Consider the following 25,718-nt stretch of genomic DNA (forward strand, 5'->3'; position numbering starts at 1 on the left):
GGGGCGGTACTCGGCAGGCTCGTTACAACGGGAATGCGGCCGGCGGCGCATGAATGCAAGCGCCGCCGCGCCACTCAGTTCGGTCGCAGCTTGTCCAGGCGGTCGGTCAGCGCCACCCAGAATGCGGCAGGCAGCTCGGCGCGCAGCGGGACCGCGTAGTGCCAGTCATTGCCGAACGCGCGGCATTTCACCGCGTCCTTCTCGGTCATCAGCACCGGCAGCTGGCTGCCAAAGGACAGGTCCTGCGGCTGATAGGCCTGATGGTCAGCGAAGGCGTGCGGCACGACGCCGATGCCACGCGCGCGCAGCATGTCGAAGAAGCGCTGCGGGTGGGCGATGCCGGCCACGGCGTGCACGCGCTGGCCCTTGAAATACGACAGCGGACGGGCACGGCCACCGGCCAGCGGTTGTGCGCTGTCGATGTGCAGGGCCATCGGCCACTGGCCGAAGCCGCAGGCCTGTGCTGCAGTCTCCTCATCGGCCTGGCCGAGGTTGACCACGCGGAAATCGCACTCGCTGGCGCGGCTGACCGGCTCACGCAGCGGCCCGGCCGGAATCATCCGGCCATTGCCGTAGCGGCGCTGCGCATCGACCACCTCGATCTCGATGTCGCGTGCCAGCCGGTAGTGCTGCAGGCCGTCGTCGCAGACGATCACATCGCAGCCGGCCTCGATCAGCGCCTTGCCGGCTGCAACACGATCACTGTCCACGCGCACCGGCACGCCGGTCTTCCAGGCAATCAGCACCGGCTCGTCGCCCCCCTTGGCGGTCGGCGTATCGGCCTTTACCCACAGCGGCTTGTCGGCATCTTCGCGGCCGTAGCCACGACTGGCCACGCCCGGCTTCCAACCGGCGGCACGCAGGCGCTCCACCAGCGCGATGGTCAGCGGCGTCTTGCCAGTTCCACCGGCGGTGATGTTGCCAACCACGATGACCGGCACCGGCAGCGTGTAGCGCTTGCGCCAGCCACGCCGATAGGCGCGCCGGCGCAGCGCGGTGACGCCGGCATACAGCGGCGCCAGCAGGCGCATCGCCCACGGAACCGGGGTGCCGTCGTACCAGTACGGCGGGGTCTGGGTACCCTTGCCGGCCATCAGTCCTGCCTTTCGCGGAACTGCATGCTGTGCAGATGCTGGTACAGGCCACCCATGGTGAGCAGCTCCTTGTGGGTACCGCGCTCGACGATGCGACCGTGGTCCATCACCAGCACCTGGTCTGCATGCTCGATGGTCGACAGGCGATGCGCGATGACCAGCGTGGTGCGCTCGGGCATCAATCGTTGCAGCGCGTCCTGCACCAGGCGCTCCGATTCGTTGTCCAGCGCTGCGGTGGCTTCATCGAGGATCAGGATCGGCGCGTCGCGCAGGATCGCACGGGCGATCGCCAGGCGCTGGCGCTGGCCACCGGACAGCAGCGCGCCGTTCTCGCCCACCGGGGTCTGCAGCTGCTGCGGCATGCGTGCGATGAACTCCCAGGCATTCGCGGCTTCAGCTGCCGCTCGGATCTGTTCATCCGTCGCGTCCATGCCATAGGCGATGTTGGCGCCGATGGTGTCGTCGAACAACATGACCTTCTGCCCGACCATCGCCACCTGACGACGCAGGTCGGCCAGCGGATAGTCGTCCAGTGCCACCCCGTCGAGGGTGATGCGCCCGCCGCTGGGTTCGTAGAAGCGCGGCACGAGCCGGATCAGGCTGGTCTTGCCGCTGCCGGATCGACCAACGATGGCGGTGACCGTACCCGGCTTGGCCACGAAGCTGATGTCGTCCAGGGCGATGCCACTGTCTTCGCGGTAACGCAGCATGACGTGCTCGAAGGCCAGTTCGCCACGCACGCGCTGCACCGTGTTGCGGCCTTCGTCGCGCTCGACCGGCATGTCGAGGATGTCGAACAGGCGCTCGGCGGCGGACACACCGCGGGAGATCGAGGACTGCACGCTGGTCAGGCGGCGCAGCGACGGGATGATCGCCGTCATCGAGATCATCAGGCCCATGAACTGGCCGGCATTGAGGCGCCCTGCCAGTGCTTCACGGGTCGACACCCAGACGATCACCGCCAGCGCCAGCGCGGCCAGGAACTGGACCACGCTGGAGGCACCGGCACGGGTGATTTCCACCTTCATGTTCAGCGCCAGCATGCGGTTGGCCAGGCGCGAGTAGCGCGACATCTCATGCTGCTGGGTGCCGTGCACCTTCACTTCCTGCTGGGCCGCCAATGACTGCTCGGCGGTCTGCGCCATCGTGCCCATGCCGTCCTGGATACCGCGGCTGATGCGCCGGTAGCGCTTGCCCACGTAAGACACGATCACGCCGATCATCGGCACCACCACCAGCATGGCCACGGTCACCTTGACACTCATCTGCAGCATCACCGCCAGCATGGCGATGATGGTCAGGGTGTCGGCAACCACGGTCTTGAGCGCATCGGCGCTGGCCTGGGTGACCTGCTCGGTATCGAAGTTGAGGCGGCTGACCATCACCGGCGTCGATTCGGTATCGAAATGCGAGGACGGCAGGTGCAGGTACTTGGCCAGCACCTGTTCACGCAGGTCGCGCACCACGCTGCGACCGGTCTTGGCCAGCGCGTAGTCGCTCACCCAGGTGGCGGCGCTGCGCATCAGGAACAGGCCAAGGATGGTCAGCGGCAGGATCACCGCCATTTTCGGTTCGGGATTGACGAAGCCACGGTTGACCAGCGGCTCCATCAGCTTGGTGAAGTGGTAGCCGGCTACCGACTCCACCGCCATGGCGATGACGGCGGCGACCATCATGCCCCAGTAGGCACGGGTGTATCCCAGCAGACGTTTGTAGATCGGCCACACCGGCGCGTGTTTGGAACTCATGGACGCACCTCGGGTGCTGTTGCAATGGCAATACGGCGGAAGCCGAGCTGACCCAGCGCATCCTGCGCGGTCACCACGGCCTGATAGGGCGTGCGGGCATCGGCACGCAACAGCACCGGCTGGGTGCGGTCGCTGCCGGCAACGGCCGCGATGGTCTGCTTGACCGACTCGACGTCGCTGCGCAGCACTTCCTGGTCATTGATGAAGTAGCGGCCTTCGGCGTTGATCAGCACGCTCAACGAGCGCGGCGGCTCATTGCTGGGCTGCTGGCTGGCCGTAGGCAGCTCCACCTGGAGTGTCGAGCGCGCATCGAAGGTGGTGGTGACCACGAAGAAGATGATCAGCACCAGGATGACGTCGATCAGTGGCACCAGGTCGATATGCGGCTCATCCTGGGATCGGTCGTTGCCGATACGCATCGATCAGGCCTTCGCCGTGGCCGCGCCGGCCGGGCGCGTGGCAGCGGCAGGGTTCATCACGCCGGGGCGGCCATCCAGCGTATCCAGCAGCGCGCTGGCTTCCTGCTCCATCTCTACCACATAACCGTGGATGCGGCCCTTGAAGTAGCGGTGGAACATCAGTGCTGGAATGGCAACGATCATGCCGGTGGCGGTGCACACCAGCGCCTTGCCGATACCACCGGCCAGCTGGTTCACATCACCCACGCCATGGTCGAGGATGCCCAGGAACATCTGGATCATGCCGATCACCGTGCCCAGCAGGCCCAGCAGCGGCCCGGCCGATGCGATGGTGCCCAGCGCGTTGAGGAAACGCTCCATGCGGTGCACCAGGTGGCGGCCGGTGTCTTCGATGCGCTCGCGGATCTGGTCGCGCGGGCGGTTGCGTGCTTCCAGCGCTGCGGCCAGCAGCGCGCCCAGCGGCGAGTTCGCGCGCAGGGTCTGCAGGTGGGCCGGGTCGAGCTTGCCGCGTGCCGCCCAGTTGCGCACTTCCTGGCCGAGGCCGGGCGGCAGCACTTCAGTACGTCGCAGGGACCAGAAACGCTCCAGGATGATCGCCAAAGCCAGTACGCCCAACAGCAGCAGCGGCACCATCGGCCAGCCACCGGCCTTGACCAGTTCCCACACGTTTCAACCCTCCGGCCCAACGGCCGCTTGTTCGATCGGCGATAGGATAGCAGCCGACCGCGCCCGCCCAGCGGCATCCCACCACCGGGATGCGTGGATGCGCTGTTCACGCAGCTGCAGCCCTTGTGCGCCAAGCCATATGCGGATCGCCCCGGAATCGGCCGTGGCCAGCACCTCGGCCCCTTGCGCCTGCCAGCGCTGGACCACGTCCTGGCGGGGGTGCCCGAAGCGGTTGCGGTGCCCGGCCGAGACCACCGCCAGCCGTGGCGCCACGGCGGCCACCCACGGCGCGCTGGAGCTGCCGCCACTGCCATGGTGCGGCACCAGCACCACATCCGCCTTCAGTGCTGCCGGAGACGCCTGCAGCAGCACCTGCTCGGCCGGGCGGCCGATATCGCCAGGCAGCAGGACCACGCCGTGACGGCTGGCGACGCGCAGCACGCAGCTGTCCTCGTTCTCGGCCTGGCGGCTGCCCGGTGCCGGGTGCAGGACCTGGAAATCAACTCCGTCCCACTGCCACTGCATCCCTTGCTGGCAGGGCGCAGCGCCGGCGATGGTGCTGCCCGGTGGCGCCAGCAGCTGCAGCCCGGGCAGCTGCCTTCGCAGGCTCGGCAGGCTGCCGGTGTGATCAAGATGGTCATGGCTGAGCATCGCCTGCTGGGGCGGCCCCTGTCCGAGCGCGCGCAGGGCCGGGACCAGAATGCGTTCGTTGCCGTCGCCGCCGGTCGGCGGCCCCACGTCGTACCAGAGCGCGTGCCTCGCCGTACGCACCAGCACCGCGGTGCCCTGCCCTACGTCGTGCACCAGCAGCTCCAGTTCGCCTTCAGCCGGTGCATGCCGGGCGGGCCACAGCAGCGGCAGGCACAGCAGCAGGCCTGCCAGGCCACCGCCAGCGCCGCGTGGCAGCAGCCACCAGAACACCCCCGCCACTGCCGCCGGCACCGCCCAGCGCGGCGCCTCAGCCAACCACCACATCGCCTGCGGGTGCAGCGCCAACGGCTGCAGGGCCTGCCAGCTGAGCTCAAACAGCCAGGCGGCGGCGCGCCATGCCCAGCGCCCGGCGCCATCATGCAACGCGTGCAGGCCGGTACCCAGCAGCGACAACGGCACCACCAGCAGGGTCCACCACGGAATGATCGGCAGATTGACCAGCGGCCCCAAGCGCGCGGTGCCGCCGAACAGGGCCACGCACAGCGGCAACAGGCCGAGGCTGGCCACGCCCTGGGCGGCCAGAAAGCCGCGCAGGCCCCCACCGACGCCGTCCGGCCCGGTTCGTGGAAGGCACCACAGCAGCCACAGCACGCCCCCGAAACTGAGCCAGAAGCCGGCCGACAGCACCGACAACGGCGCCGGCAGCAGCATCACCATCGCGGCCAGGGCCAGTCCCTGCCCCGCACCCACCGGGCGACGCCCGGCACGGGCCAGTGCCACCAGCCCGATCATCAGCGCCGCACGCACTGTTGGAAGCGCGCCGCCGGCGGCCACGGCATAGACGGCTGCGGCCAGCGCCGCACCCCATGCCGCCGCCTGCGGCCGAGGCCAGAACCGTCCCAGCACCGGGCACAGCCACCACGACACGCGGCACAGCAGTACGCCAAAGCCAGCCACCACGCCAACGTGGAAACCGGAAATGGCGACCAGATGGGTCAGGCCCAGCGCGCGCAGGTGTTCCCAGTCGGTATCGGACAAGCCGCGGGTATCGCCCAGTGCCAGCGCCTGTACGAAGCGAGCGGCAGGATGGGCCACCTGGGTGGCAATGGCGTCACTGCTGCGCTCGCGCCAGGCCGGCAGGCCCTGTGCAGGCGCGCGCTCACGCGCAGCGCCGGGGTCGCGCACCGTGCCATTGCCGGAAATGCCGCGCAGCAATGCATGGCGTTCGCCGTCGAAGCCGCCAGGATTGATCCGCGAGCGTGGCGCGCGCACGCGCAACGACAACTGCCAATGTGATCCCGCACGAACCGCGTGGCGCCCGCCCTCCGCCTCGTGTGCTGGCGATCCGCGCCACGGGTCGTTCCAGGTGACCTGCAGGCGCTTGCCACGCAGCACTGGCAGCGCATCGGTCTCATCCACGTGCAGCACGAAACGCGTGTAGCCGGGCCCTCTCCGTGGAAGATCGGCCACCCGCCCCCGCACCTGCACATCCTGCGGCGGCGCACCGGGTGGAAGCTGGCCGTGCAGGGCCCACTGCCCGTGCACTGTTGCCCATGCCAGGCCGAGCAGGACTGCAGCCCACGCGCGGCCGCGCCAGCGCAGCAGCCAGCCCGCGACGCCGGCAACGGCCATCGGCGCGCTCAGCCACAACGGCAGCAGTGCCGGCATCTGCACGCAGGCCAGCGCGCCCAGCACCAGGCCGGCGGCGCAGCCGGGGCCAAACAGTGCCGGAGCGGAACGTTCGGGAACCATTCCAGCAGCCTGCCGAGGGACGTAGGAGGTTGCCTATCGGGGATTTCCCCGCGTGGCTGTCAGCGCCGGACGGTGCCGCGATGGAAGTTGACCCGGAAGCTGGCACCACCGCCGGCCGCCTCGCCGACACTGACCGAACCGCCGTGATGCTGCACGATTTCCTTCACCAGATGCAGGCCCAGGCCACTGCCGCTACCCGCTGCGCGCAGACGATGGAACGGCTCGAAGATCGCTTCACGGTCGCCCACCGGAATACCAGCGCCCTGGTCGCTGACCTCCAGCAGGCCACGTGCATCCAGGCGCACACAGATGGTGCCGCGTCCGCCGCCGTGGACGATGGCGTTGTGCACCAGATTGGCGACCACCCGCCCCAGCGCCAGGCTGTCGCCATGGATCCACACTGGCATCTCGGGTGCATCCACTTCGAAGCCGTAACCGGCCCCCACCACCAGCGGCGCCAGATCGGCGGCCGCTTCGCGCACCAGCAACGCCAGATCCAGCCGCTGCAGTGCGCCGACATTACGATCAAGTCGCTGCAGGTCAAGCAGGTGCTCGGCAACGTTACCGAGCCGCGCCACGTCGGTCAGCAGCTGCGACTTCAGCTCGCCCTGCGGCAACTGCGACAGGCGCGCCTGCACTACTGCAATCGGCACCCGCAGTTCGTGCGCGGCATCGGCGAGGAACTTGTCACGCGCGGCATACCCCTGCTGCACCTTGTCGATCGCGTCGTTGAAGGCTTCCACCAGCGGTGCGACCTCGGTCGACACCAGCTGCGCATCCAGACGCGCCCCCGGCTGGCCGATATCCAGCTCCTTGGCCTGTTGTGCGGAGCGGCGCACGCCGCGCATCGCGCGGTGGATCACGGTCGGCATGACCAGCAGCGTGATCACGATCAGCGGCAGGAAAAACCACAGCCCGATCAGGCGCAGCACCATCAGCGCACCGTCCAGCAACCCGCCCTTCGGCGCCCCACCCACCATCACCGTGATGCGCCGCCCGTCCTCCTTGCGGATCATGACCCGCGCCACGTCCAGGTACGGCGGCACCAGCGAGCCGAGTTCGGTGGCACCCAGCGTCGGCAGGCGCGCGAGCAGCGGGGCGTGGATCGCCGGAATCGTGCCGCGTTCCAGCCAGACACCCTTGTCGTCGACCGCCGCGAACCAGAGGTTGCCCCCGGCCTCGGCGTCGAGCTTGTTCCAGCGCGCCTGGTCCAGCACCAACCGCCCGCCTTCACTGTGCACGGCCTTGGCCACGGCTTCGGCCATGAACATGTCCATGCCCCAGGTGTCCTTGTCGCCCCAGGTCAGGATCAGCGCAACAACGGCGAACAGCACGGTGAAGGCCTGCGCCAGGAACAACCGCCAGGCCAACCCCAGCGTGATGGAACGGATCGGACGTGTCGGACGCGCCATCTCAGGCCTCCGCCAGCAGGTAGCCGACGCCCCGGATCACATGGATTTCAACGCCCGCCCCGGCCTGCTGCAGCGCCTTGCGCAGCTTGGAAATGTGCGCATCGAGCGCATTGGACTGGATCTCATCGTCGAAGCCGTACACCGCGGCCTCCAGTGCCGTGCGGGTGACCGTGCGCCCCTGGCGCATCGCCAGTGCCTGCAGTACCAGCACCTGGCGCCGCGGCAGCGCCAGCGGTTGGCCCTCCACCTGTGCCTGCAGCGATTCGAAGTCGAATTCCAGCCGGCCCAGATGCAGGCTCGGTGTCACCATGGCCGAGGGCCGCCGCGAGACAGCACGGATCCGCGCCATCAGCTCCTCGATCGCCACCGGCTTCACCAGGTAGTCGTCGGCACCGACATCCAGGCCCTCGACCTTGTCTGACAACCTGCCCTTGGCCGTCAGCATGATCACCGCCAGGTTCGGGCGCAGCGCGCGTGCGGTGGCGACGAAAGCCACGCCATCGCCATCGGGCAGCTGACGGTCCAGCAGCATCAGCTGATGCACCGGCTCGCGCAGCGCAACCGCGGCTTCGGCCAGGCTGCCGACCACGTCGGCGACCACGCCCTGCCGCTCCAGGCCCGACTGCAAGGCTCGGGACAGATCGGGATCGTCTTCGACCAGGAGAATGCGCATCAGGGGCTCGGCTACCGGAAACGGTGCCGATCATAGTGCCTGGCGCCAGGTTTGGGCGTCTTCGTGTGCCAGTTGCGAAGGCGCAATGTTCTGACAATGTTGTACCCGCACCATGCACAGCCATCCCCCGCAAAGTGGTTGATCGATGCCGTCGCTGTCCCCGACCCTGCTGCGCCCGTTGCTGTTCTCCGCTGCCATCGGCCTGCCGTTGATCACCCACGCCGCCGACCGGAACCCGGGCGTGCAGGCCGGTATCAGTGCCGGCGCGACCTCGGGGGCGTACGCCCACTACGACGTCAAGCCGCTGGTCGTACCGTCCATTGCCTGGCAGGGCGAGCGCTTCTTCGCCAGCCCGGGCTCGCTGGGCATGTACCTGTACAAGCGCGAGGGCCTGCGCCTGTCGGCGGCAGTCACGCCCTACACGCTGCGCTTCAAGACCGACGACGTGAACGATCCTCAGCTGCGTCGCCTGCACAGCCGGCAGATGTCGGCCATGGCTGGCATCAACGGTGAGTACAGCGCCGACTGGGGCATCGTCGAGGCCAGCGTGATGCGCGAGGTCACCGGGCACGGAGGTGGCATGGAGTCGCGCCTGCACTACAGCTATCCGATCCAGGCCGGTCGCTTCACCTGGGTGCCCAAGGTCGGCGTGGTGCACTCCAGTGCGCGCCTGCTCGACTACTACTACGGCATCACCGACGAAGAAGCGCTGCGCTCGGGACTCGCCGCCTACAACCCGGGCAGCGCGACATCACCGAGCCTGCAGATCGCAGTCAGCACGCCCTTGGGCACGAAGTGGCGCGCGACCGGCGTCGTCGCCAACCAGTGGTTCGGCGATGCAGTAAAGGACAGCCCGATGGCCCGTCGCGGTACGCAGACGTCGGCCTTCGTTTCCCTGATGCGCTCGTTCTGATCGAGCGCCCGCAACGGACAAGGACCCCCCATGGCCTCCGTCTCCCCTGCTGCTGAAGCGCACGCGATCCTGCGTGCCCCCGACCTGGACAGCGCCGAGCGCGTCTACCTGGGGCTGCTGCCCGACCTGGAACACGTGAACGCGCTGACGCGCCGCGCACTGGGCCTTTCGCGTGCTGCCGATGCGGCACGCGGCTACGCGTTGTCGATGACGCTGGTGGGATTGCGCCTGCAGGAGCTGGAGATGGGCGAAGCGACCGCAAAGGAACATCGCCAGGCCACGCTGCGCAGCCTGCGCCAGGCCTTCAGCGCCTGAGCGCAGGCCAGCGACGCCGCCGCTGCCGCAGGCAGCGGGAAGACTCAGCGGAACGTGGTCCACGCCAGCACTGCCGCCAGCAGGGCCACCCAGATCACCGCCTTGAAGGTACCCTCCAGCATGTTGCCGCCGAACAGCAGTTCGATGATGGGATTGGGCCGGGAAACCGGAACGTGATCACTCATGCGGCAGCTCCTTGCAGTGACGGCGCGATTGCGCGGTAGACCGGAGTCTACGCCTGCACGGCCCGGATTCATCGCCCCCCGGCCGTCTTTGGCGGTTCAATTCCGGCCTTCGTCGCAGGCCGGCTGCAGCACCCCACATGTCATGCCAGCCTGCGTGCACTTTCCCGCTGGAGCACCGTGCCATGCCGATGCTTGCCCTGATGCTGCTGCTCTCCAGCCTGTTCGGCGCTGGCAACGGGCCCACTGAAGAGGCCCTTCGCAGCCAGATCCTGCGTGCCGAAACCCAGCAGCCGGACGTCGTACGACAGGATTGCGGTTCGCCCTCCCTGCTGCTTTACCGGCTGCGCCAGGACCGGGTCCTGAGGCTGGCCAACCAGCCCCTGCAACACGAACCCGGCGTTGCCCAGCCCACGCGTGGTGCGACGGTTCGCGTCGCCCAGCTCTGGGAGCGCGTGGACGGTCACTGGAAGCTGCAGCGGATGATCAGCATCGAAGACCTGGTCGTGCAACGCTGACCATGTGGAACCGTGATCGATGCCTGAAACGAGAAAAGCCGGCACAAGGCCGGCTTCCGTCGTGATCCACCGCTGCACCGGCAATGCCGGGAGCCAGGTGGTGGGCGGTACAGGGTTCGAACCTGTGACCCCTACCATGTCAAGGTAGTGCTCTACCGCTGAGCTAACCGCCCATCTTGTTCTTGCCGCCCGAAAGCTGGCCTTGCTACGTAAAAACCCGGCGCCAGGGCCGGGCTTTGCAGTTCACGACAGCCCCCTTCCAGGGACTTCGTGGTGGGCGGTACAGGGTTCGAACCTGTGACCCCTACCATGTCAAGGTAGTGCTCTACCGCTGAGCTAACCGCCCGTTTTTGCTTCTGAACGTCCGCGATTGCGTCGGTGCAGGCCGCGTATATTACGGATGCCGGCCGTGAAGCGCAACACTTTTGTGAAGAAGATGCTGCACTGCCGCGTTCAGCCCAGACTCGCTTCCTTCAGCTGCCGGATCTGGTCACGCACGCGGGCTGCATCCTCGAATTCCAGGTCCTTGGCGTGCTGGTACATCTGCTGCTCCAGCGCCTTGAGACGGGATGCCAGCTGGGCCGGGCTGAGCGATCGATAGTCACTCCCCTCCTCGGCAACGCCGGGCCTGCCCTTGCCCTTGCCCTTCTTTGCTTCCTTCTCGGCCGCATCGGAGCGCGCGCCTTCCAGCACGTCGGTGATCGGACGCGCCACCGAGCGCGGCACGATGCCGTGCTGCTCGTTGTACTCGACCTGCTTGGCGCGACGGCGGTCGGTCTCGTCGATCGCTGCCTGCATCGAGCGGGTGATCTTGTCCGCATACAGGATCGCCTTACCACGCACGTTGCGGGCGGCACGGCCGATGGTCTGGATCAGCGAGCCGGTCGAGCGCAGGAAGCCCTCCTTGTCGGCATCCAGGATCGCCACCAGGGACACCTCGGGCATGTCCAGGCCCTCGCGCAGCAGGTTGATGCCCACCAGCACATCGAACTTGCCCAGGCGCAGGTCGCGGATGATCTCCACGCGCTCGACCGTGTCCACGTCCGAGTGCAGGTAGCGCACGCGGATGCCGTGCTCGGTCAGGTATTCGGTGAGATTTTCGGCCATGCGCTTGGTCAGCGTCGTGACCAGCACACGGTCACCGGCCTTGATGCGCGCGTTGGCCTCGCTCATCAGGTCGTCAACCTGGGTGCCGACCGGGCGGATCTCCACCACCGGGTCGATCAGGCCGGTGGGGCGTACGACCAGTTCAGTGATCTCGTCACCGGCTTCGCGGTACTCATAGGGGCCTGGCGTGGCCGACACATAGATGCTGCGCGGGCAGCGCTCTTCCCACTCCTCGAAGCGCAGCGGCCGGTTGTCCAGCGCCGAGGGCAGCCGGAACCCGAACTCGACCAGCGTCTCCTTGCGCGAACGGTCGCCCTTGAACATGGCACCGATCTGCGGAATGGTCACGTGCGATTCGTCGATCACCAGCAGCGCGTCGGCCGGCAGGTAGTCGAACAATGTCGGCGGCGGTTCGCCGGCGTTCTTGCCGGTCAGGTGCCGGGAGTAGTTCTCGATGCCGTTGCAGTAGCCGACCTCGGCCATCATTTCCAGATCGAACTGGGTGCGCTGCGCCAGGCGCTGCGCCTCCACCAGCTTGTTCTGCGCGTACAGCTGCTCCAGGCGCTCCTTCAGCTCGACCTTGATCGTCTCGATCGCCGCCAGCACACGCTCGCGCGTGGTGGCGTAATGGGTCTTCGGGTAGACCGTGAAGCGCTGCATGTTGCGCAGCGTCTCGCCGGTGAGCGGGTCGAACAGGGTGATCTTCTCGACCTCGCCATCAAACAGCTCCAGGCGCAGCGCCTCGCTGTCCGACTCGGCCGGGAACACGTCGATGACTTCACCACGCACGCGGAAGGTACCGCGCTGCAGCTCGTATTCGTTGCGCGTGTACTGCAGCTGGGTGAGGTGGTTGATCAGGTCGCGCTGGTCGATGCGCTCGCCCTTGGACAGGATCAGGCGCAGCGACAGGTAGTCTTCCGGCGCGCCCAGGCCGTAGATCGCCGACACTGTCGCCACCACGATCGCGTCCGGGCGCGACAGCAGGGTCTTGGTCGCCGCCAGCCGCATCTGCTCGATGTGCTCGTTGATCGAACTGTCCTTCTCGATGAAGGTGTCCGACGATGGCACGTAGGCTTCCGGCTGGTAGTAGTCGTAGTAGCTGACGAAGTACTCCACCGCGTTGTGCGGGAAGAACGCCTTGAACTCGCCATACAGCTGCGCCGCCAGCGTCTTGTTCGGCGCCATGATCAGCGTCGGCTTCTGCACGTTCTGGATGACGTTGGCGATGGTGTAGGTCTTGCCCGAGCCGGTGACGCCCAGCAGCGTCTGCTTGGCGATGCCCGCTTCGAAGTTGCTGGTCAGCTTCGCGATGGCATCAGGCTGGTCGCCCGCCGGCGAGTACGGCGAGACGAGTTCAAAACGGTCGCTCATGATGGTGCCAGTTCCCGGGAGTAGTGAGTATACGGGGCATGGAGTGACGGCCCGCTGAGGGGTTTCCGGGCAGGTGAGCGCGGCGGTGCCTGATGGCGGCCGTCCCGCTGCGGCGCGAGGCTTGATGCCATGCATCGCACTCCCGCCCACTGTCGTTCAGCATCACGCGGCATGCATCTGGTCGAGATGCTGGTGGTGATCGCCATCCTTTCCGTTCTGCTGGCCGTGGGCTGGCCGGCCCTGCGCCCGGTGCTGTTGCGGCAACGCGCCGACGCCCTGCAGCTGACCCTGCATGCCAGTCTTTCCAGCGCCAGAAGCGAGGCCCTGAAGCGCCGCGAACTGATCGGGCTGTGCGCCAGCGACGACGGTGAGCAGTGCTCCCGCGACTGGAGCGCAGGGTGGATCATCTATCGCAGCGGCAGGCACCGGGGGACACCAGCATCCGCCCAGGACATCCTGATCCACCATCAAGGCCGGACCGACATCGCCATCGTCGCCCAGGCCAGCGGTGGACGGCCGCTGCTGTTCTTCCAGCCTGACGGGCGCAGTCCCGGTGCCAATCTGACACTGCGCATCTGCGCAGGAGACCGGCTGCATGGCAGGTTGGTCATCAACAACGGCGGCCGCATCCGCAGCGAGCGTGTCGACCGCACCCTTCCCTGCTGACGGGCCAAAACGACAAAAACCGCGATTTCTCGCGGCTTTTGCAGTATCTGGCGCCCGAAGTTGGACTCGAACCAACGACCCCCTGATTAACAGTCAAGTGCTCTAACCGGCTGAGCTATTCGGGCGGGGAGGCGCATTGTACTGGGCGTTCAGAGGAAGATCAACACCTGATTTACCAGCAATCGGAAACCGTGCCGCTGGCCGTTTTGCGGTTGGCCTGGTCCACGCTCAGCGTCCCGCAGCTGTCCTTGGTCTGGTTGCCCTGGGGCGTCGCAGTCAGCGTGAACGAGGACGCCTTGCCATCGAACGTGATCGCGTACCGTGTGGTCCCGCCCTCGCGCGGCGACACCTTGCTGGGCAGCGCGAAGCCCGAGTAGGTGTTGTTCACCGAGTAGTAGCGCTCAGCACGCTGCGCGTATTCCACCAGGTCCGCCTTGGCCACGCCCCGGTGCGACTGGCGGATGTACTGCTGGTACGACGGAACGACAATCGCGGCCAGGATACCGAGCACGATCACCACGATCATCAGTTCGATGAGGGAGAAACCGTGCTGCTTGCCGGGACGACGCAGGGTACGGGAAAGAGTGTTCAGGGTCATGGGCATGTCTTCGTTACTGGATCTGGCGCCAGGATTGGCGACCGCAGGGATAAGGCACGTACATCGTCGGAGCACCCGCCACGTTGACCGCCATCCAGCAGGCACGTCCGCCTCGATCGGCACCCTTTGCCAGGCGTGGCATCACCGAGACATTGACGTCCTTCACCGGTGCGGTGCCGCCGGTGTCGAGACTCACGCCAGCCGTGCCCGCTCCGTAGGGCGTGCCGGTAATGGACCCGACCCGCGCCTGCTCCAGCGATGCAACACCCGAGATCGGATTGAGGCCAAACAGCCAGTTGCTTCCCTCGGTCGAACAGCCACGGCCACCCGCGGTGGGCATGTAGGTCGGCATGAACACCGTTCCCGACGCCACGGCAGGATTACCAACAAAGCGTTCACCTGCGCCGGGCAGTGCAATGCTCCATCCGCGCGCCGCCCCGGAGAAGGGCGTGGCCGTGACCGTGCGCAACTTGTTGGTGGTGGTCACCGTATAGGCCACCAGATTGGCGGGCACGATCGTGGCCTCCGGCTGGTCCTTGCTGGTGTCGTTGACACCGTACAGCGACTGCGCGGTGAGATCCTGGGGGTCATTGTCGAAGGAGAAGCTGCCGGTACCCAGCACCAGCATCACGCCACCACCGGGTCCGGTCACGGCGGTCATGCCACCGGTAATCGGCTGGCGATACACCTGGTTGTTGTTGTTGGTCTGGCGCGCCGTGGTGAACACCGGCGTGGTGACCGAGGTCGCCGTGCTTTCCAGGTCGAACTTCCACAGCGCGCCGCGCTGGTCGGCCGCATAGATCGTGTCCGCCAGGCCGTCACGGCCACGTACACGCCCGGTCCCACCGGCGCTGTCGGCGCGCCAACGGTCGACAGCCACGATGTTGCCGAGGCCATTGTCACCGGCGGGTGCGGTTGCTGCGGCCTCGGTAGCAGTGATCATCCGCACCGCGCCCGATCCCAGGTCGACCACGAACAGCACGGCCTTGCGGCTGAGGCTGTTGTAACCGTTGCCGAAGATCGCTTTCCACGCCACTCCGGTCCCTTCCTTCACCGGCACGATCACCGGCTTGCCAAGGACATGACCGATGTTCGCCTTTACGGTGCTGTCGAGCCCCGGCGCAACGTCACTGATTTCCCACAGGCGATTGCCGGTGCCGAAGCTGGACGGCGTGGTTACATCCAGCGCGAACACCGAGCGCCCACCGGCGCCCGCCGTACCGACCAGCGCCGTGGCCCAGTTGCCACCGATCTGTGCATCCGCCACCGCGATCGGTCCATCCACGTAGTAGCGATGACGGAAGCGCTGGTCGGACTTGTTGGCCGCCACGTAGGGATACAGCAGGTTGGCCATGTGGCCCAGCGCGGTTCCAGGGATGTAGGCGAAGGTCTCGCTGCCACCGGCACCGTCACTTACGCCATTGCCGTTCATGCCACCGTCGAAGGCATGCAGCATGCCGTCATTGGCACCAACATAGACCATGTAGCGGCCATTGTTGCGCTTGCGGGTCAGATACGTGGCATACGAGGTCGCCATCGCGGTGCTGATGCGCTGGTAGCCATAGTCGTCGCGGGGCGAACTGATCACCGGGCTGGAATTGACGATGTCGCCCAGCACGGTGGTACGGGTGCGATAGATGCCCCCCGAGTTGCGTACTTCGCGCGATGCGTCGCCGCGCAGATAAGCCATGGCCGTGGCGATGTCGCCGCCCAGCTTTTCAGCCTCGGTCGCGGAACAGCGCGCAATGCCCGGATACTGCTTCTCATCCTTGTTGCAGAGGTCGGTGAACGCGATGTTGGTGCTGCTGAAGTCAACTGCAGCATTGCCCTTGGTGGCAACGATGGTGCGCGAACGCTGCGCCCCCAGTTTCTCCGCCGCTTCCCACACCTGCGTGTACTCGGTCTGCTGCGTCTTGTCGTTCACCGCAAGCTTGGATGCCTTCAGGCGGCTGAACCAATCGGTTTCCTCGTTGGCTACTTCGAACTGGGGCGTGACCGCCAGCGACCCGGTACCGATACGCGCGCCGGTCAGGCCCTGGCTGCCCGAAGGCGCTGGCCCGGAGGTGACCGACGAGAGCACCCGGCGCATGGCCGTGGTGATGTCTGCCGGAGTACGCGCGTTGATGTACTCACCGCGGGTATTGGTCGCGGCGTGCCAGATGTCATCCACGGTGCTGGGGTTGTTGTTCTGACGTGGCGGCCAGTTGTTGTAGATGGCCGAATCGGTATACGGATTCTGCTGTTTGTCCGGATCGAACAGGTTGCCACGCGCACCCAGGGTGATCCCGTAGAAGTTGATATGCAGGTTCTTGTTGCAGTCCAGCGACTTGTCGTTACTGGTCGCGCACTGCTCCGGCACCGGCACATTGCCCTTGGGCATCGCGGTATCGGTGCGCAACGGATTGACGTAATAGTACGCCGCGATATCAGCCATCGTATCCGAGTTGCTGTCCTTGAACGGGGCACCCATGGCACCGTCAATGTTCCCTGGGGTGGGAATCGAACTCGATGGGAACCCGTTGCCGTTGTTGCTATAGCCATCGGTGAACAGCATCACCGCGTTTTTCTGGCAGGAAAGCTTGATGGGGGCCGCATCGTCGGTTCGCATGAACTGCAGGCCGGCCGCATTGACCGCATTTCGGTTGGGCGTACCGCCATTGGCGGTCAGCGCAATCATGTCGCTGTACAGTTTCGCCTTTTGCGAGATCAGGCTCATGTCCTGGATCGCGAGACGCTTCGCATCATCCGACGAGCTGTTGTACTTCAGGAAGTCGTTGATCTTGAAGTAGCCGACATACATGTCGTTGACGTTCAACGCATGCGTCATGCCAGCGATCATCGCGCGGTTTCGGTTACCGTAGTAGGAGTACCAGTTGGCGAAATTCTGGAGCGCGGCGGCATCACCGGATGCGATGACATACTTCCACATGTCACAGCCTGGGCCACAGGCACCCGCAATTCTGGTGCGCTTCACGCCCGCATATGCATTGGTCGTCCCCGGCAGCTGGGGACGGGGGTCCGCATCACTGCTGTAGGGCATGAAGAATGTTGCCGGAACGTACCTGAGAGATGCGTAATCCGCCGAAGTCCAGCTTCGGCCAGCGCTATTGCCATTGCTGTTTTCGCTACCGAATGTATACGTTACGTTCCCCGAGCGATCCTCGTATCGGGTCACATTCGCATAGGCCTGCCCCTGCGGCGCAACCATGCCCTTCTGCATCCGTTGGACATCCCAACTGGATTTACCCAGGTAGCTCGCAGCAAGCGACAGCGAATTACCCGTGTCACGCGGATCAATGAGGGTGGCTGTCGTATTGGCCTGAGGATAGGACACGACCTCTTCCTTGACGATGTTCAGCCAAGGCTCGTACTTGATGTTCGGATCGTAGTACGCCGGATTGTAGGCGGCCGATCGCGCGAACCCGAATACGTCCAGCGCGGGAATGCCGCTGTTGTCGTTGATTCGGGCACCTGGCAGTACATAGAAGTAGTCGCACTCACCCGCGCCATAGATGGGATTTCCATAGCGATCGTAGCCACTGATGATGTCGTCAACGGTGTTCAGTACACCCTTGGATCTGAAGAAGCTCTGCCGGGCATAGTTCCAGCACGCCGTTCCATCCTGCCCTGGGAACTGGGTCTGGAAGGTCATCGAACCCGAATCATCCACCGCCATGATGAATGACGGCGGCGCGGAGACCTTCAGGTTCATCGGGTGCTGCGACAATGTGCCCTGCGCCTGCGCGGCGAACAGGTTCATCGCAAGCCAGGTGCCGCCAGCCACCGCCAGCAACAGCCCGGAGCCGGCCAGGATCTTGATCTTTCGGGTCGCCATGACCGGGTTCCTCAAAGCTTGAAAACAGTGTCGACAGCCGCCGAGGAAGTACCCTCGTTGCTGGTGGCGGCATCGCGATCGGAGCCGAACGCGGTGATCTGGTAGACGCGGGTGGGCTCTTCGCTTTCCGGCGTGCCCATGCCCAGCGTCGATTCGCCCTGGATGCAGGCGTCGATGCGGCGCACGCTGACCACCGGCGCCGCCGACAGTTTCTGCTCTCCCACCCAGCGGGTGGGATCGAAGCCGTCATCGCAGATGCGCTTGATGGCGTCAGCCTTCAACGAGCCGCCGTCGCCGGTATTGTTGTCGATCTCCTCGATCGACCGCTCGGCGTCACGGACCGCCCGCTCGCTGGCCTGGAACGCCACGTTGGCGGCCCGGTAGTTGGAGGACATGCGCTCCTGCATGCTCGCCACCTGCATGCCGACCACGCCGATCAGCGACAGCAGGATCAACAGCATCAGAGCCACGTACAGCACCGCACCGCGCTGCTGCGTACGCCCCTGGAATCGACGGGAGACGGAGGGCTTCATGGGTCAGTTCCCGAACAGTCGGTTGCGCAGTGCCACGGACACCTCGTAGGAGGCGCGGTAGCGATCGTCGTAGGTCGTGGGCGGATTGAAGCCAACGCCGAGCACGCCCAGCTGGGCCACGGCCGTATTGGCCTGCTCGGCCGCGGCGCGCTGCGGGCTGCGCACCAGCAGTCCAAACTGCACCAGGCCAACCCGTCGCCACGCAGCGACAGCGGCGGCATCGGTACCGGTACTGACCCCGCTGGCAGTCTTCTGGAAGGCGATTACCCCGGTCGGCGGCGCGGTGCTGCTGATCGCCGTCTCGGTATCCTGGCCGTAGAGGAACTGCAGGCTCTCAATGCCCTCCACCAGCTCCTCACCGGTGGCGAACGTGTTGTCGCCAGCGCCACGCGCGCGGTACAGCGCGGGTTCGCCGGCGGTATTCGTTGCCACGTAGTACGCCATCGATTCCACCCGATAGACCATGGTCACCGCGTTGTTGGCCGAATACGCCGAGAGATCGGCTTTGCTGGCCGTGATCGTGCTGCCGGCGATTTTTCCGGCAAACACGTCCACTTTGCTGCAATCGGCCACGGCAAACGCCGAGGGCGTGGTGACGGCACCGGCCGACAGGCGGGCCGCCGCGTCACTGGCGATCGTGATGTCCGGCGAAGTACCGGAGCCGATGGACAGCACCGGCGAGCCTTCCGGCGCAAGGTAGCGCATCACGATGATGTCGCTGCCGCCAAGCGGTTTGGGCTTCAGATTGGTGATCGCCGACGGCGTGCTGCCGGCAGCCCCCCAGCTTGCGCCGAGGGTCAGCTTGTTGCCAGGCGCGGTGCCCTGTGCCTCGTAACCCTGGATCGGCACCGAGAAGTCCATCGGGCTGCCATCACCCGACTTCACGCCGGCAATGTTGACCTTGACACTGTCCTGGGCGCGCACCAGGTGCGCCTGGTCATTCACGCAGCCCATGTGCCCGGCCATCCGGATGTCGCGCTCGAGGAACTCCAACGCGAATCGGGCGTTCTCCTGGGTGCGCGCGACACCTTCGGACAGCTGCGAGGCCGCCCGCGAAGCCATGAAGATCTGGGTCACGCCCAGCATCAGCACCAGGCCGATGACCAGCGAGATCAGCAGTTCAACCAGCGAGAGGCCAGCCGCATGGCTGGCAGCGGAAGGCGCGCGCTTCATAGACGGGTAACCAGGGTGAACGTGGTGATGCTGTCGGGATTGGCTGCGTTCCATCGCTCGTCTCCCCAGCCGATGCCCACCGTGACCAGACCATCATTGACGGTCACGTTGGCGCTGGCCTTGCCTCCCAGCACCTTGACGACCTGGCATTGCCAGCGCGCCACGTTCGCCTTGGAGGCTGTCACGTCGGCACTGTTGGGCCAGGTGCAGGGGCCAGCCGGCGCGGTGACCGAGCCGGCAGTGAAGGAGGCCTTGGTGTATTCGCCACCGTTGAGGGTTTCGCTGCGCTGTACGCGCATCAGCTCGATCAGATCGTAGGCCAGGCTGGTGGCCTGGGTGCGCTGGCTGGCGCTCTGCACGAACCGCACGTTCATGGTCTGCAGCAGCGCAAAGCCAAGCAGGCCGAACGCCAGCACCAGCAGCGCGATCAGCACCTCGATCAGGCTGAAGCCACGACTGCGGGCAGGCCCGCCCATGCCGGAACGACGACGTTTCATTTGCAGGTTCCTGCGGTGGAGCGGACCTGGCCGGAGAACAGGACGGTCAGGGTCCGCATGGGGTCACCCGTCTTGCAGCCTTGCGGCACCAGGCTCACGACCTGGTCGGCGGACGCGCGGCGGCGTCCCTGGGAATCGAAGGTGATGACGGTTGGGCTGGGAGCCTCGACCGCCAGGCTGCTGCTGCCCTTGGAGAAGCGCAGCACGCTTTCGCTGCCGCTGACGGAGCCATCGCCATCGGCGTCGCCCCAGGCCAGCATGCCCTTGCTCCACTCACCATCGCAGGACGTGCCGTTGCTGCTGCCGCACACCCCGCCACCATGGCGGTTGCGGATGGCCTCGCTGCGAGCGAGCGACAACAGACCGATCACCTCGTTGTTGGTGGTGGTCAGCCGGTTCGAGCGCATCGCGGTGCGGAAGCTGGGATAGGAGATGCTGGCCAGAATGACCAGGATGACCAGCGTGATCATCAACTCGACCAGCGTGAAGCCGTTTTGCCGGCGCAAAGACATTGGACGCTCCCCAGCGTGTTGATGGCCACGATGGGCCATCGTCCCGCCACCGGCAAGCGGCGGCAGGATGAACGGTCAATCCAGGGCGACGGGCGTCAAAGCCTTGACGACCCGCACCTTCCCACCCCGGCCGGCGCGATCCCCATCGCACCGGCCCGGGCTCAGGCCAGCACCTGGTAGCAGGGCTGGTATTCGCCGGAGATCTTCATCCGGCGCTGCTCGACGAAAGCGCGCAGCAACGCGTCCAGCGCCTGCATCATGTCCGGGTCGCCATGGATCTGGAACGGTCCGAACTGTTCGATGCGACGCATGCCGTCTTCCTTCACGTTGCCGGCGACGATGCCCGAGAACGCGCGGCGCAGGTCGGCCGCCAGCGCATGCGGCGCACGCCCGTGGTGCAGGTCCAATGCGGCCATCGCCTCGTGGGTGGGCACGAACGGCTGCTGGTACTCCCACGGAATCTCGATCGACCAGTTGAAGAAGAACGAGTCCTTCTGCGCCAGGCGGTGCTCGCGCACGCGCTTGATGCCATTGGCCATCTTCTTCGCCACCGCCACCGGGTCGCCGATGATGATCTCGTAGCGCTCGGCGGCCGCGTCACCCAGGGTCAGGCGGATGAAGCGGTCGATCTGCTCGAAGTACGGCGCCGCCACGGTCGGTCCGGTCAGGATCAGCGGGAACGGCAGGTCCTTGTTTTCCTCGCGCAGCAGGATGCCGAGCAGGTACAGGATCTCCTCGGCGGTACCGACGCCACCGGCGAACACAATGATGCCGTGGCCGATGCGGACGAAGGCCTCCAGGCGCTTCTCGATGTCCGGCATGATCACCAGGTGGTTGACGATCGGGTTCGGCGACTCGGCGGCGATGATGCCCGGCTCGGTCAGGCCGATGTAGCGCGTCACGGTACGGCGCTGCTTGGCATGGGCGATCGTGGCACCCTTCATCGGACCCTTCATCGCGCCCGGGCCGCAGCCGGTGCAGATGTCCAGGCCGCGCAGGCCCAGTTCATAGCCCACCTGCTTGGTGTACAGATACTCGTCGCGCGAGATCGAGTGGCCGCCCCAGCACACCACCAGGTTCGGGTCACCCGGGTTGAGGATGCGCGCATTGCGCAGCAGGCCGAACACCGCGTTGGTGATGCCCTCGGACGACTCCAGCTCGGCCGCGTAGGCAGGGCCCATCTCGATGGCCATGTAGGCCAGGTCACGCACCACGGCGAACAGCAGTTCGGCAACACCGCGGATGATCTCGCCATCGACGAAGGCCATGGCCGGTGCGTTGACCAGGTCGATGCGCACGCCGCGATCCTGCTGCGCCACCTGGATGTCGAAATCGGGATACAGATCGCGCGCCGCGCGCGGATCGTCAGAGGCACTGCCACTGGTCAGCACGGCCAGCGCGCAGCGGCGCAGTAGCTCGTGCATGCCGCCGGCAGAGGCATCGCGCAGGCGGGCCACTTCGGCCCGCGACAGCACATCCAGCCCACCGCGCGGGTAGATCCGTGCGTCCTGCACCGGCAGTGCGCGGGCTGATTTTTCGTTCGTGGTCATGTCCAATTTTTTGCTTCCTTCAAGGTTTCCGACTGTACTGCCGCCCCCTTAAAAAGCAAAACGGCCGGGAAGCCCGACCGTTGGATGTGTGCTCCCCGCGTTCGCCTTTCCGGGACCGCATCGGCGGCGTTGGCACCGCGCACATTTCTGGATGCTACGCCGATGCGGAGTGGCCTGCAAGGACTTTCGCCTGAACGGAAAACGGCCGGGTTTCCCCGGCCGTTTTCACTTACTGCTTCAGGCTCTGACGGATCAGAACTTGTACTTCACGGTCAGCTGCATCGACCAGCGCGACACGGCAGTGTTGCCCTTGTCGTTGTTGTTTTCCTGCACCGAGGAATCATCCGCACCGGTGAACGAGTACACGTACTTGCCGGTGGCCGGATCGATACCTGCGAAGTTGCCCACGCGACGGGTGGCGTAGAAGCCGTAGTCGTCGATCAGGCCCCACTTCTTGTTGAGCAGGTTGCCGACATTCATGATGTCCAGCGCGATCTCACCCTTGTGGGTCTTCGCGAAGCCCGGGAACTCCTGGCTGATGCGGACATCGAAGCTGTTGACCCACTTGGCGCGGTGCTGGTTGGCCGGCACCGTGCTGCCACGGTAAGCATCGAGTTCCGGATTCTGCGCCAGCCAGTCGAAGAACTTCTGCTCCATGGTTGCACCACCCACGAAGATCACGTCGCCCGGGCCCTTCGGCACGTAGAACAGGTCGTTGCCGATTGCGCTGTCGCCGTTGGCATCGTTGTAGAACACGTAGCTGTACGGACGGCCCGAACGGCCTTCATAGAACAGACCGACGCGGGTGGCGTTGTCACCGAAGAAGTTGTGCTTCCACTCCAGGGTACCGGTGATACGGTCCTTGATCGCATAGCGCGAGTTGTACGCGATGTTCTCGTTGGCGTTCAGGATCTGGGTGTTGTTCCAGTTCGAGGTGTTCTGCGAGCTGGTCAGCGGGCTCACTTCCTTCGACTGGGTGTAGGTGTAACCCAGCGACCAGCCCCAGTTCTCGGTCAGCGGCTTGGCCAGCGAGAAGGTCGCCTGGCTGCCACGACCCTTGTCGGTATTGCGCAGGAGCAGCACGTCGCCGATGTTGTTCGGGCGGTAGTTGCGGTTCAGCACGCCATTGGTGCCGTTCTCCATGCCCAGGTTGTCGCCGCTGCGGCTGTCGATCTTGCTGTTGGCCTGGTTCAGACCCTTGTCGTTCCAGTAGATCTCACGACCATCCTGTGCCGACACGTAGGTCGGGCCATTGCCCTTGCCATTGGTCAGGTCCAGGCGCTCGAAGTACAGGCCATCCTTGACCTTGGTGAACAGCAGTTCGGCCGACGCCACGATGCCGTACCACGGCAGTTCGTGATCGAAGGCCAGGTTGGCCTTCCATACCGACGGCAGGCGGGTGCCCGGGTTGATGATGTCGACGTTCTGGCGGGCGATGATCTTCGACGGATCCGGGATGAACGGATTGTCGGCATCGACGCTGAAGCCACCCGGATTGCCGCTGACGTTGTACTCAACGTAGTTCAGGCCGGTGTTCTGGTACGCACCTGCCAGCCACACGTTCGGGGCTGCACCGCCGAACAGGCCTACGCCACCGCGCAGCTGGGTCGGGCGATCGCTGTCGAAGGTGTAGTTGAAGCCAACACGCGGCTGGATCAGGCTCTTGTCCACCAGCTTGGTGTTGTTGTAGCCATACAGCGCCTGGATATCGGTGTTGTACTTGGTCTGGCTGGTGAAGTCCGGGATGTCCACGCGGACACCGAACATCAGGCTCAGGTTGTAGTTGATCGCCCAGGTATCCTGGATGAACAGACCGGTGTTCTTCAGGTGGAACTTGGCCGGAATGTCATCCAGGCTGCCGCCCGGACGCGGAACGCGCAGCTGGTAACCGTTCGCGGTGCCCTTCAGGAACGAGGCCAGGTCACGGAAGTCATACGCGCCGTACAGGTTGCGGCCGTAGAAGTTCATCAGGTCGTTGTCGGTGTAATCGAAACCGAACTTGATGGTGTGGTCACCGACGTACCAGGTGCCGGCACCGAAGGCGCTCAGCTCCTTCGACTCGACCAGGTTGGTGTGGGTGTTCTGCTCGGTACCCAGGTACAGCGAGTTGCTGCCGAAGCGGACGCGCATCTGCGGCAGGTGCGAAGCCGCAACGCGGTTGGACGAGTAGTCCTTGTGCGAAACCTTGAACTCGGTCGAGAAGTTCTCGGACCAGTCGCTGAACAGTTCACCCATCCAGGTTTCGTATTCGGTCGGCTGGGTGTACCAGAAGTCGCTCAGCGACAGCGCGCTGCTGCTGACCTGCGGGAAGCGGACGACGTCCTGCTTCATCTTGTTGTAGCGCAGGGCTGCACGATGGTTCTCGTTGATGTTCCAGTCCAGCTTGACCGCGTACTCTTCGATCTCGGTCTTGTTGTTCAGGTCGCTGACGCTACCCACCGGATGACCCAGTTCCGCCATGCGCTTCTGCACGGCCGAGATGTCGGCGTCGCTGATGCCACCCTTCGCCGGATCCTTGTTGTACGGGCTTTCGCTCAGGCTGACGCCGCCACCGCTACGCTCGTACTTTTCGTAGTTGGTGAAGAAGAACAGCTTGTCCTTGACGATCGGGCCGCCGAAGGTCATGCCGTAGGTCTTCTCGTCCTTGAAGCCGTTGAAGTCCGTACGATCACCTTCCAGACGCGAACGGACCATGTCCTTGTCGCGGTACGAACCGTACACGGTGCCGTGGAATTCATTGGTACCCGACTTGGTCACGGCGTTGATCACCGCACCCGTACCACCAGCAATGGTGGTGTCGTAGTTGGCCAGGTCGATGTTGATTTCCTGGATGGCGTCCATCGACACCGGCTGACGCTCGGTCGGCAGGTTGTTGGAGCCCAGGCCGAACGGATCGGAGGCGCTGATGCCGTCGATGCGGATGGCGTTGTAGCGAGTGTTCTGGCCACCGGCCGAGATCGCACCGTCAGCCTTGCTGACCTGCGAGATGCGCGGGTCCAGGCGGATATAGTCCTGGATGTTGCGGTTGGCCGACGGCAGCGCGTCCATCGTTTCGCGGGTCACGTTGGTGCCGGTACCCATCTTGGTGGCGCTGAACAGGTCCAGGCCGCCGGCGGTGGCGACAACGTTCACGGCGTCCAGGTTGGTGGCGGCCAGGTCGCCGCCGAGGCTGGCGTTGACCGTGTTGACCTGGTTCAGGTTCAGGAAGACACCTTCTTCGGTCTTGGTGCCCTCACCGGACTTGGTGATGGTGATGGTGTACGGGCCACCCACGCGCAGGCCGCGCGCGTTGTAACGACCCGACGCGTCGGTGGTGGCACGCGAAACGGTGCCCGACTCGGTGTGGGTGATAGTGACTTCAGCGCCAGCGACAGGCTGGCCTGCAGAGGACATCACCTGGCCGCCGACACCGGCAGAGGTGCTCTGGGCGAAGGCGGGAGCGGCGGCGAGCGCAGCCACGAGACCAAGGGTGAGCTTGGACATCCGGAGTGGGTGGGTCATTTTTCGGTAGCCTCGATGCGAGTTGGCGATGG

The 25,718-nt window shown here is 65.5% G+C and carries 21 protein-coding genes and 3 tRNA genes; 4 read left to right on the forward strand and 20 right to left on the reverse strand.

Annotated elements, in window-relative coordinates; genetic code table 11:
- Positions 1-74 precede the first annotated feature (74 nt).
- From lpxK to V3B48_RS11745, 7 genes are read right to left on the reverse strand one after another with little or no spacing between them, the layout of a single operon-like run.
- Positions 75-1,094 carry a tetraacyldisaccharide 4'-kinase gene (lpxK, locus tag V3B48_RS11715; protein ID WP_032128905.1) on the reverse strand — a complete coding sequence of 340 codons (1,020 nt, stop codon included), beginning with the start codon at positions 1,092-1,094 and terminating at the stop codon, positions 75-77.
- A complete protein-coding gene (gene msbA / locus V3B48_RS11720; protein ID WP_032128904.1) occupies positions 1,094-2,842 on the reverse strand; it encodes a lipid A export permease/ATP-binding protein MsbA in 1,749 nt (582 codons plus the stop codon). The genes lpxK and msbA overlap by 1 nt, the downstream gene beginning before the upstream one ends.
- Complete coding sequence (locus V3B48_RS11725; RefSeq protein WP_032128903.1) at positions 2,839-3,261, reverse strand: biopolymer transporter ExbD; 423 nt, start codon at positions 3,259-3,261, stop codon at positions 2,839-2,841. Before V3B48_RS11725 ends, msbA begins: the two co-directional genes overlap by 4 nt.
- Positions 3,262-3,264: 3 nt before the next feature.
- Positions 3,265-3,927: a MotA/TolQ/ExbB proton channel family protein gene (locus V3B48_RS11730; protein ID WP_019337175.1), complete on the reverse strand. Its 663-nt coding sequence runs from the start codon at positions 3,925-3,927 to the stop codon at positions 3,265-3,267.
- A 3-nt stretch (positions 3,928-3,930) separates the two neighbouring features.
- Positions 3,931-6,330, reverse strand: coding sequence for a DNA internalization-related competence protein ComEC/Rec2 (locus V3B48_RS11735; RefSeq protein WP_329893785.1), 2,400 nt, complete (start codon positions 6,328-6,330; stop codon positions 3,931-3,933).
- 59 nt (positions 6,331-6,389) lie between these two features.
- The gene (locus V3B48_RS11740; RefSeq protein ID WP_329893786.1) at positions 6,390-7,742 is read right to left on the reverse strand and encodes a HAMP domain-containing sensor histidine kinase; all 1,353 of its coding nucleotides are present in this window, start codon (positions 7,740-7,742) and stop codon (positions 6,390-6,392) included.
- 1 nt (position 7,743) lies between these two features.
- Positions 7,744-8,415, reverse strand: coding sequence for a response regulator transcription factor (locus V3B48_RS11745; RefSeq protein WP_032128900.1), 672 nt, complete (start codon positions 8,413-8,415; stop codon positions 7,744-7,746).
- A 145-nt stretch (positions 8,416-8,560) separates the two neighbouring features.
- On the opposite strand from V3B48_RS11745, the gene V3B48_RS11750 reads away from it, so the two are divergent.
- The gene (locus V3B48_RS11750) at positions 8,561-9,328 is read left to right on the forward strand and encodes a MipA/OmpV family protein (protein ID WP_049412592.1); all 768 of its coding nucleotides are present in this window, start codon (positions 8,561-8,563) and stop codon (positions 9,326-9,328) included.
- 30 nt (positions 9,329-9,358) lie between these two features.
- Positions 9,359-9,643 carry a hypothetical protein gene (locus V3B48_RS11755; protein ID WP_032128898.1) on the forward strand — a complete coding sequence of 95 codons (285 nt, stop codon included), beginning with the start codon at positions 9,359-9,361 and terminating at the stop codon, positions 9,641-9,643.
- Positions 9,644-9,687: 44 nt separating this feature from the next.
- Here V3B48_RS11755 and V3B48_RS11760 read toward each other — a convergent pair whose 3' ends face one another.
- Positions 9,688-9,828, reverse strand: a complete 141-nt coding sequence (locus tag V3B48_RS11760) for a hypothetical protein (RefSeq protein ID WP_165929929.1) — start codon at positions 9,826-9,828, stop codon at positions 9,688-9,690.
- 182 nt (positions 9,829-10,010) lie between these two features.
- Here V3B48_RS11760 and V3B48_RS11765 point away from each other — a divergent pair, with 182 nt between their 5' ends.
- Positions 10,011-10,343, forward strand: coding sequence for a hypothetical protein (locus tag V3B48_RS11765; protein WP_182267549.1), 333 nt, complete (start codon positions 10,011-10,013; stop codon positions 10,341-10,343).
- 98 nt (positions 10,344-10,441) lie between these two features.
- Here the strand turns inward: V3B48_RS11765 and V3B48_RS11770 are convergent.
- The 3 genes from V3B48_RS11770 to uvrB all read right to left on the reverse strand — a co-directional run bounded on the left by V3B48_RS11770 (position 10,442) and on the right by uvrB (position 12,821).
- Positions 10,442-10,516: transfer RNA gene (locus V3B48_RS11770), tRNA-Val, on the reverse strand.
- 98 nt (positions 10,517-10,614) lie between these two features.
- A tRNA-Val gene (locus V3B48_RS11775) sits at positions 10,615-10,689 on the reverse strand.
- Between the two features lie 107 nt (positions 10,690-10,796).
- Positions 10,797-12,821 (reverse strand): excinuclease ABC subunit UvrB, encoded by a 2,025-nt coding sequence (uvrB, locus tag V3B48_RS11780; protein WP_032128896.1) that lies wholly within the window; start codon positions 12,819-12,821, stop codon positions 10,797-10,799.
- Positions 12,822-12,950: 129 nt separating this feature from the next.
- On the opposite strand from uvrB, the gene V3B48_RS11785 reads away from it, so the two are divergent.
- A complete protein-coding gene (locus V3B48_RS11785; RefSeq protein WP_099470581.1) occupies positions 12,951-13,487 on the forward strand; it encodes a GspH/FimT family pseudopilin in 537 nt (178 codons plus the stop codon).
- A 48-nt stretch (positions 13,488-13,535) separates the two neighbouring features.
- Here the strand turns inward: V3B48_RS11785 and V3B48_RS11790 are convergent.
- The 9 genes from V3B48_RS11790 to V3B48_RS11830 form a co-directional block, all read right to left on the reverse strand.
- Positions 13,536-13,612, reverse strand: a tRNA-Asn gene (locus V3B48_RS11790).
- 47 nt (positions 13,613-13,659) lie between these two features.
- Entirely contained in the window at positions 13,660-14,085 is a 426-nt protein-coding gene (locus V3B48_RS11795; RefSeq protein WP_043034368.1) for a type IV pilin protein, read from the reverse strand.
- Between the two features lie 13 nt (positions 14,086-14,098).
- A complete protein-coding gene (locus tag V3B48_RS11800; RefSeq protein WP_329893787.1) occupies positions 14,099-17,920 on the reverse strand; it encodes a PilC/PilY family type IV pilus protein in 3,822 nt (1,273 codons plus the stop codon).
- An 11-nt stretch (positions 17,921-17,931) separates the two neighbouring features.
- Positions 17,932-18,453, reverse strand: coding sequence for a PilX N-terminal domain-containing pilus assembly protein (locus V3B48_RS11805; protein WP_005408859.1), 522 nt, complete (start codon positions 18,451-18,453; stop codon positions 17,932-17,934).
- A gap of 3 nt (positions 18,454-18,456) precedes the next feature.
- Positions 18,457-19,626 (reverse strand): PilW family protein, encoded by a 1,170-nt coding sequence (locus V3B48_RS11810; protein WP_005408858.1) that lies wholly within the window; start codon positions 19,624-19,626, stop codon positions 18,457-18,459.
- On the reverse strand, positions 19,623-20,123 hold the full coding sequence (gene pilV, locus V3B48_RS11815) for a type IV pilus modification protein PilV (protein WP_005408857.1): 501 nt from the start codon (positions 20,121-20,123) through the stop codon (positions 19,623-19,625). The genes V3B48_RS11810 and pilV overlap by 4 nt, the downstream gene beginning before the upstream one ends.
- Complete coding sequence (locus V3B48_RS11820; RefSeq protein WP_005408856.1) at positions 20,120-20,635, reverse strand: Tfp pilus assembly protein FimT/FimU; 516 nt, start codon at positions 20,633-20,635, stop codon at positions 20,120-20,122. Before V3B48_RS11820 ends, pilV begins: the two co-directional genes overlap by 4 nt.
- Before the next feature lie 161 nt (positions 20,636-20,796).
- Positions 20,797-22,185, reverse strand: a complete 1,389-nt coding sequence (gene ppnN, locus V3B48_RS11825; RefSeq protein ID WP_005408855.1) for a nucleotide 5'-monophosphate nucleosidase PpnN — start codon at positions 22,183-22,185, stop codon at positions 20,797-20,799.
- A 252-nt stretch (positions 22,186-22,437) separates the two neighbouring features.
- On the reverse strand, positions 22,438-25,686 hold the full coding sequence (locus tag V3B48_RS11830) for a TonB-dependent receptor (protein WP_329893788.1): 3,249 nt from the start codon (positions 25,684-25,686) through the stop codon (positions 22,438-22,440).
- Positions 25,687-25,718: the final 32 nt, after the last annotated feature.

It is taken from the genome of Stenotrophomonas sp. SMYL20 (assembly GCF_036320045.1).
GTDB lineage: Bacteria > Pseudomonadota > Gammaproteobacteria > Xanthomonadales > Xanthomonadaceae > Stenotrophomonas > Stenotrophomonas maltophilia_A.

Bases quoted from the DNA above. Each gene is read 5' to 3' on its own strand.
- V3B48_RS11785 (WP_099470581.1), top strand. From the start codon at position 12,951: ATGCATCGCACTCCCGCCCACTGTCGTTCAGCATCACGCGGCATGCAT.
- pilV (WP_005408857.1), bottom strand. From the start codon at position 20,123: ATGAAACGTCGTCGTTCCGGCATGGGCGGGCCTGCCCGCAGTCGTGGC.
- V3B48_RS11760 (WP_165929929.1), bottom strand. From the start codon at position 9,828: ATGAGTGATCACGTTCCGGTTTCCCGGCCCAATCCCATCATCGAACTG.
- lpxK (WP_032128905.1), bottom strand. From the start codon at position 1,094: ATGGCCGGCAAGGGTACCCAGACCCCGCCGTACTGGTACGACGGCACC.
- V3B48_RS11810 (WP_005408858.1), bottom strand. From the start codon at position 19,626: ATGAAGCGCGCGCCTTCCGCTGCCAGCCATGCGGCTGGCCTCTCGCTG.
- V3B48_RS11755 (WP_032128898.1), top strand. From the start codon at position 9,359: ATGGCCTCCGTCTCCCCTGCTGCTGAAGCGCACGCGATCCTGCGTGCC.
- V3B48_RS11750 (WP_049412592.1), top strand. From the start codon at position 8,561: ATGCCGTCGCTGTCCCCGACCCTGCTGCGCCCGTTGCTGTTCTCCGCT.
- ppnN (WP_005408855.1), bottom strand. From the start codon at position 22,185: ATGACCACGAACGAAAAATCAGCCCGCGCACTGCCGGTGCAGGACGCA.
- V3B48_RS11765 (WP_182267549.1), top strand. From the start codon at position 10,011: ATGCCGATGCTTGCCCTGATGCTGCTGCTCTCCAGCCTGTTCGGCGCT.
- V3B48_RS11820 (WP_005408856.1), bottom strand. From the start codon at position 20,635: ATGTCTTTGCGCCGGCAAAACGGCTTCACGCTGGTCGAGTTGATGATC.
- V3B48_RS11735 (WP_329893785.1), bottom strand. From the start codon at position 6,330: ATGGTTCCCGAACGTTCCGCTCCGGCACTGTTTGGCCCCGGCTGCGCC.
- uvrB (WP_032128896.1), bottom strand. From the start codon at position 12,821: ATGAGCGACCGTTTTGAACTCGTCTCGCCGTACTCGCCGGCGGGCGAC.
- msbA (WP_032128904.1), bottom strand. From the start codon at position 2,842: ATGAGTTCCAAACACGCGCCGGTGTGGCCGATCTACAAACGTCTGCTG.
- V3B48_RS11805 (WP_005408859.1), bottom strand. From the start codon at position 18,453: ATGAAGCCCTCCGTCTCCCGTCGATTCCAGGGGCGTACGCAGCAGCGC.
- V3B48_RS11795 (WP_043034368.1), bottom strand. From the start codon at position 14,085: ATGACCCTGAACACTCTTTCCCGTACCCTGCGTCGTCCCGGCAAGCAG.
- V3B48_RS11800 (WP_329893787.1), bottom strand. From the start codon at position 17,920: ATGGCGACCCGAAAGATCAAGATCCTGGCCGGCTCCGGGCTGTTGCTG.
- V3B48_RS11830 (WP_329893788.1), bottom strand. From the start codon at position 25,686: ATGACCCACCCACTCCGGATGTCCAAGCTCACCCTTGGTCTCGTGGCT.
- V3B48_RS11725 (WP_032128903.1), bottom strand. From the start codon at position 3,261: ATGCGTATCGGCAACGACCGATCCCAGGATGAGCCGCATATCGACCTG.
- V3B48_RS11740 (WP_329893786.1), bottom strand. From the start codon at position 7,742: ATGGCGCGTCCGACACGTCCGATCCGTTCCATCACGCTGGGGTTGGCC.
- V3B48_RS11745 (WP_032128900.1), bottom strand. From the start codon at position 8,415: ATGCGCATTCTCCTGGTCGAAGACGATCCCGATCTGTCCCGAGCCTTG.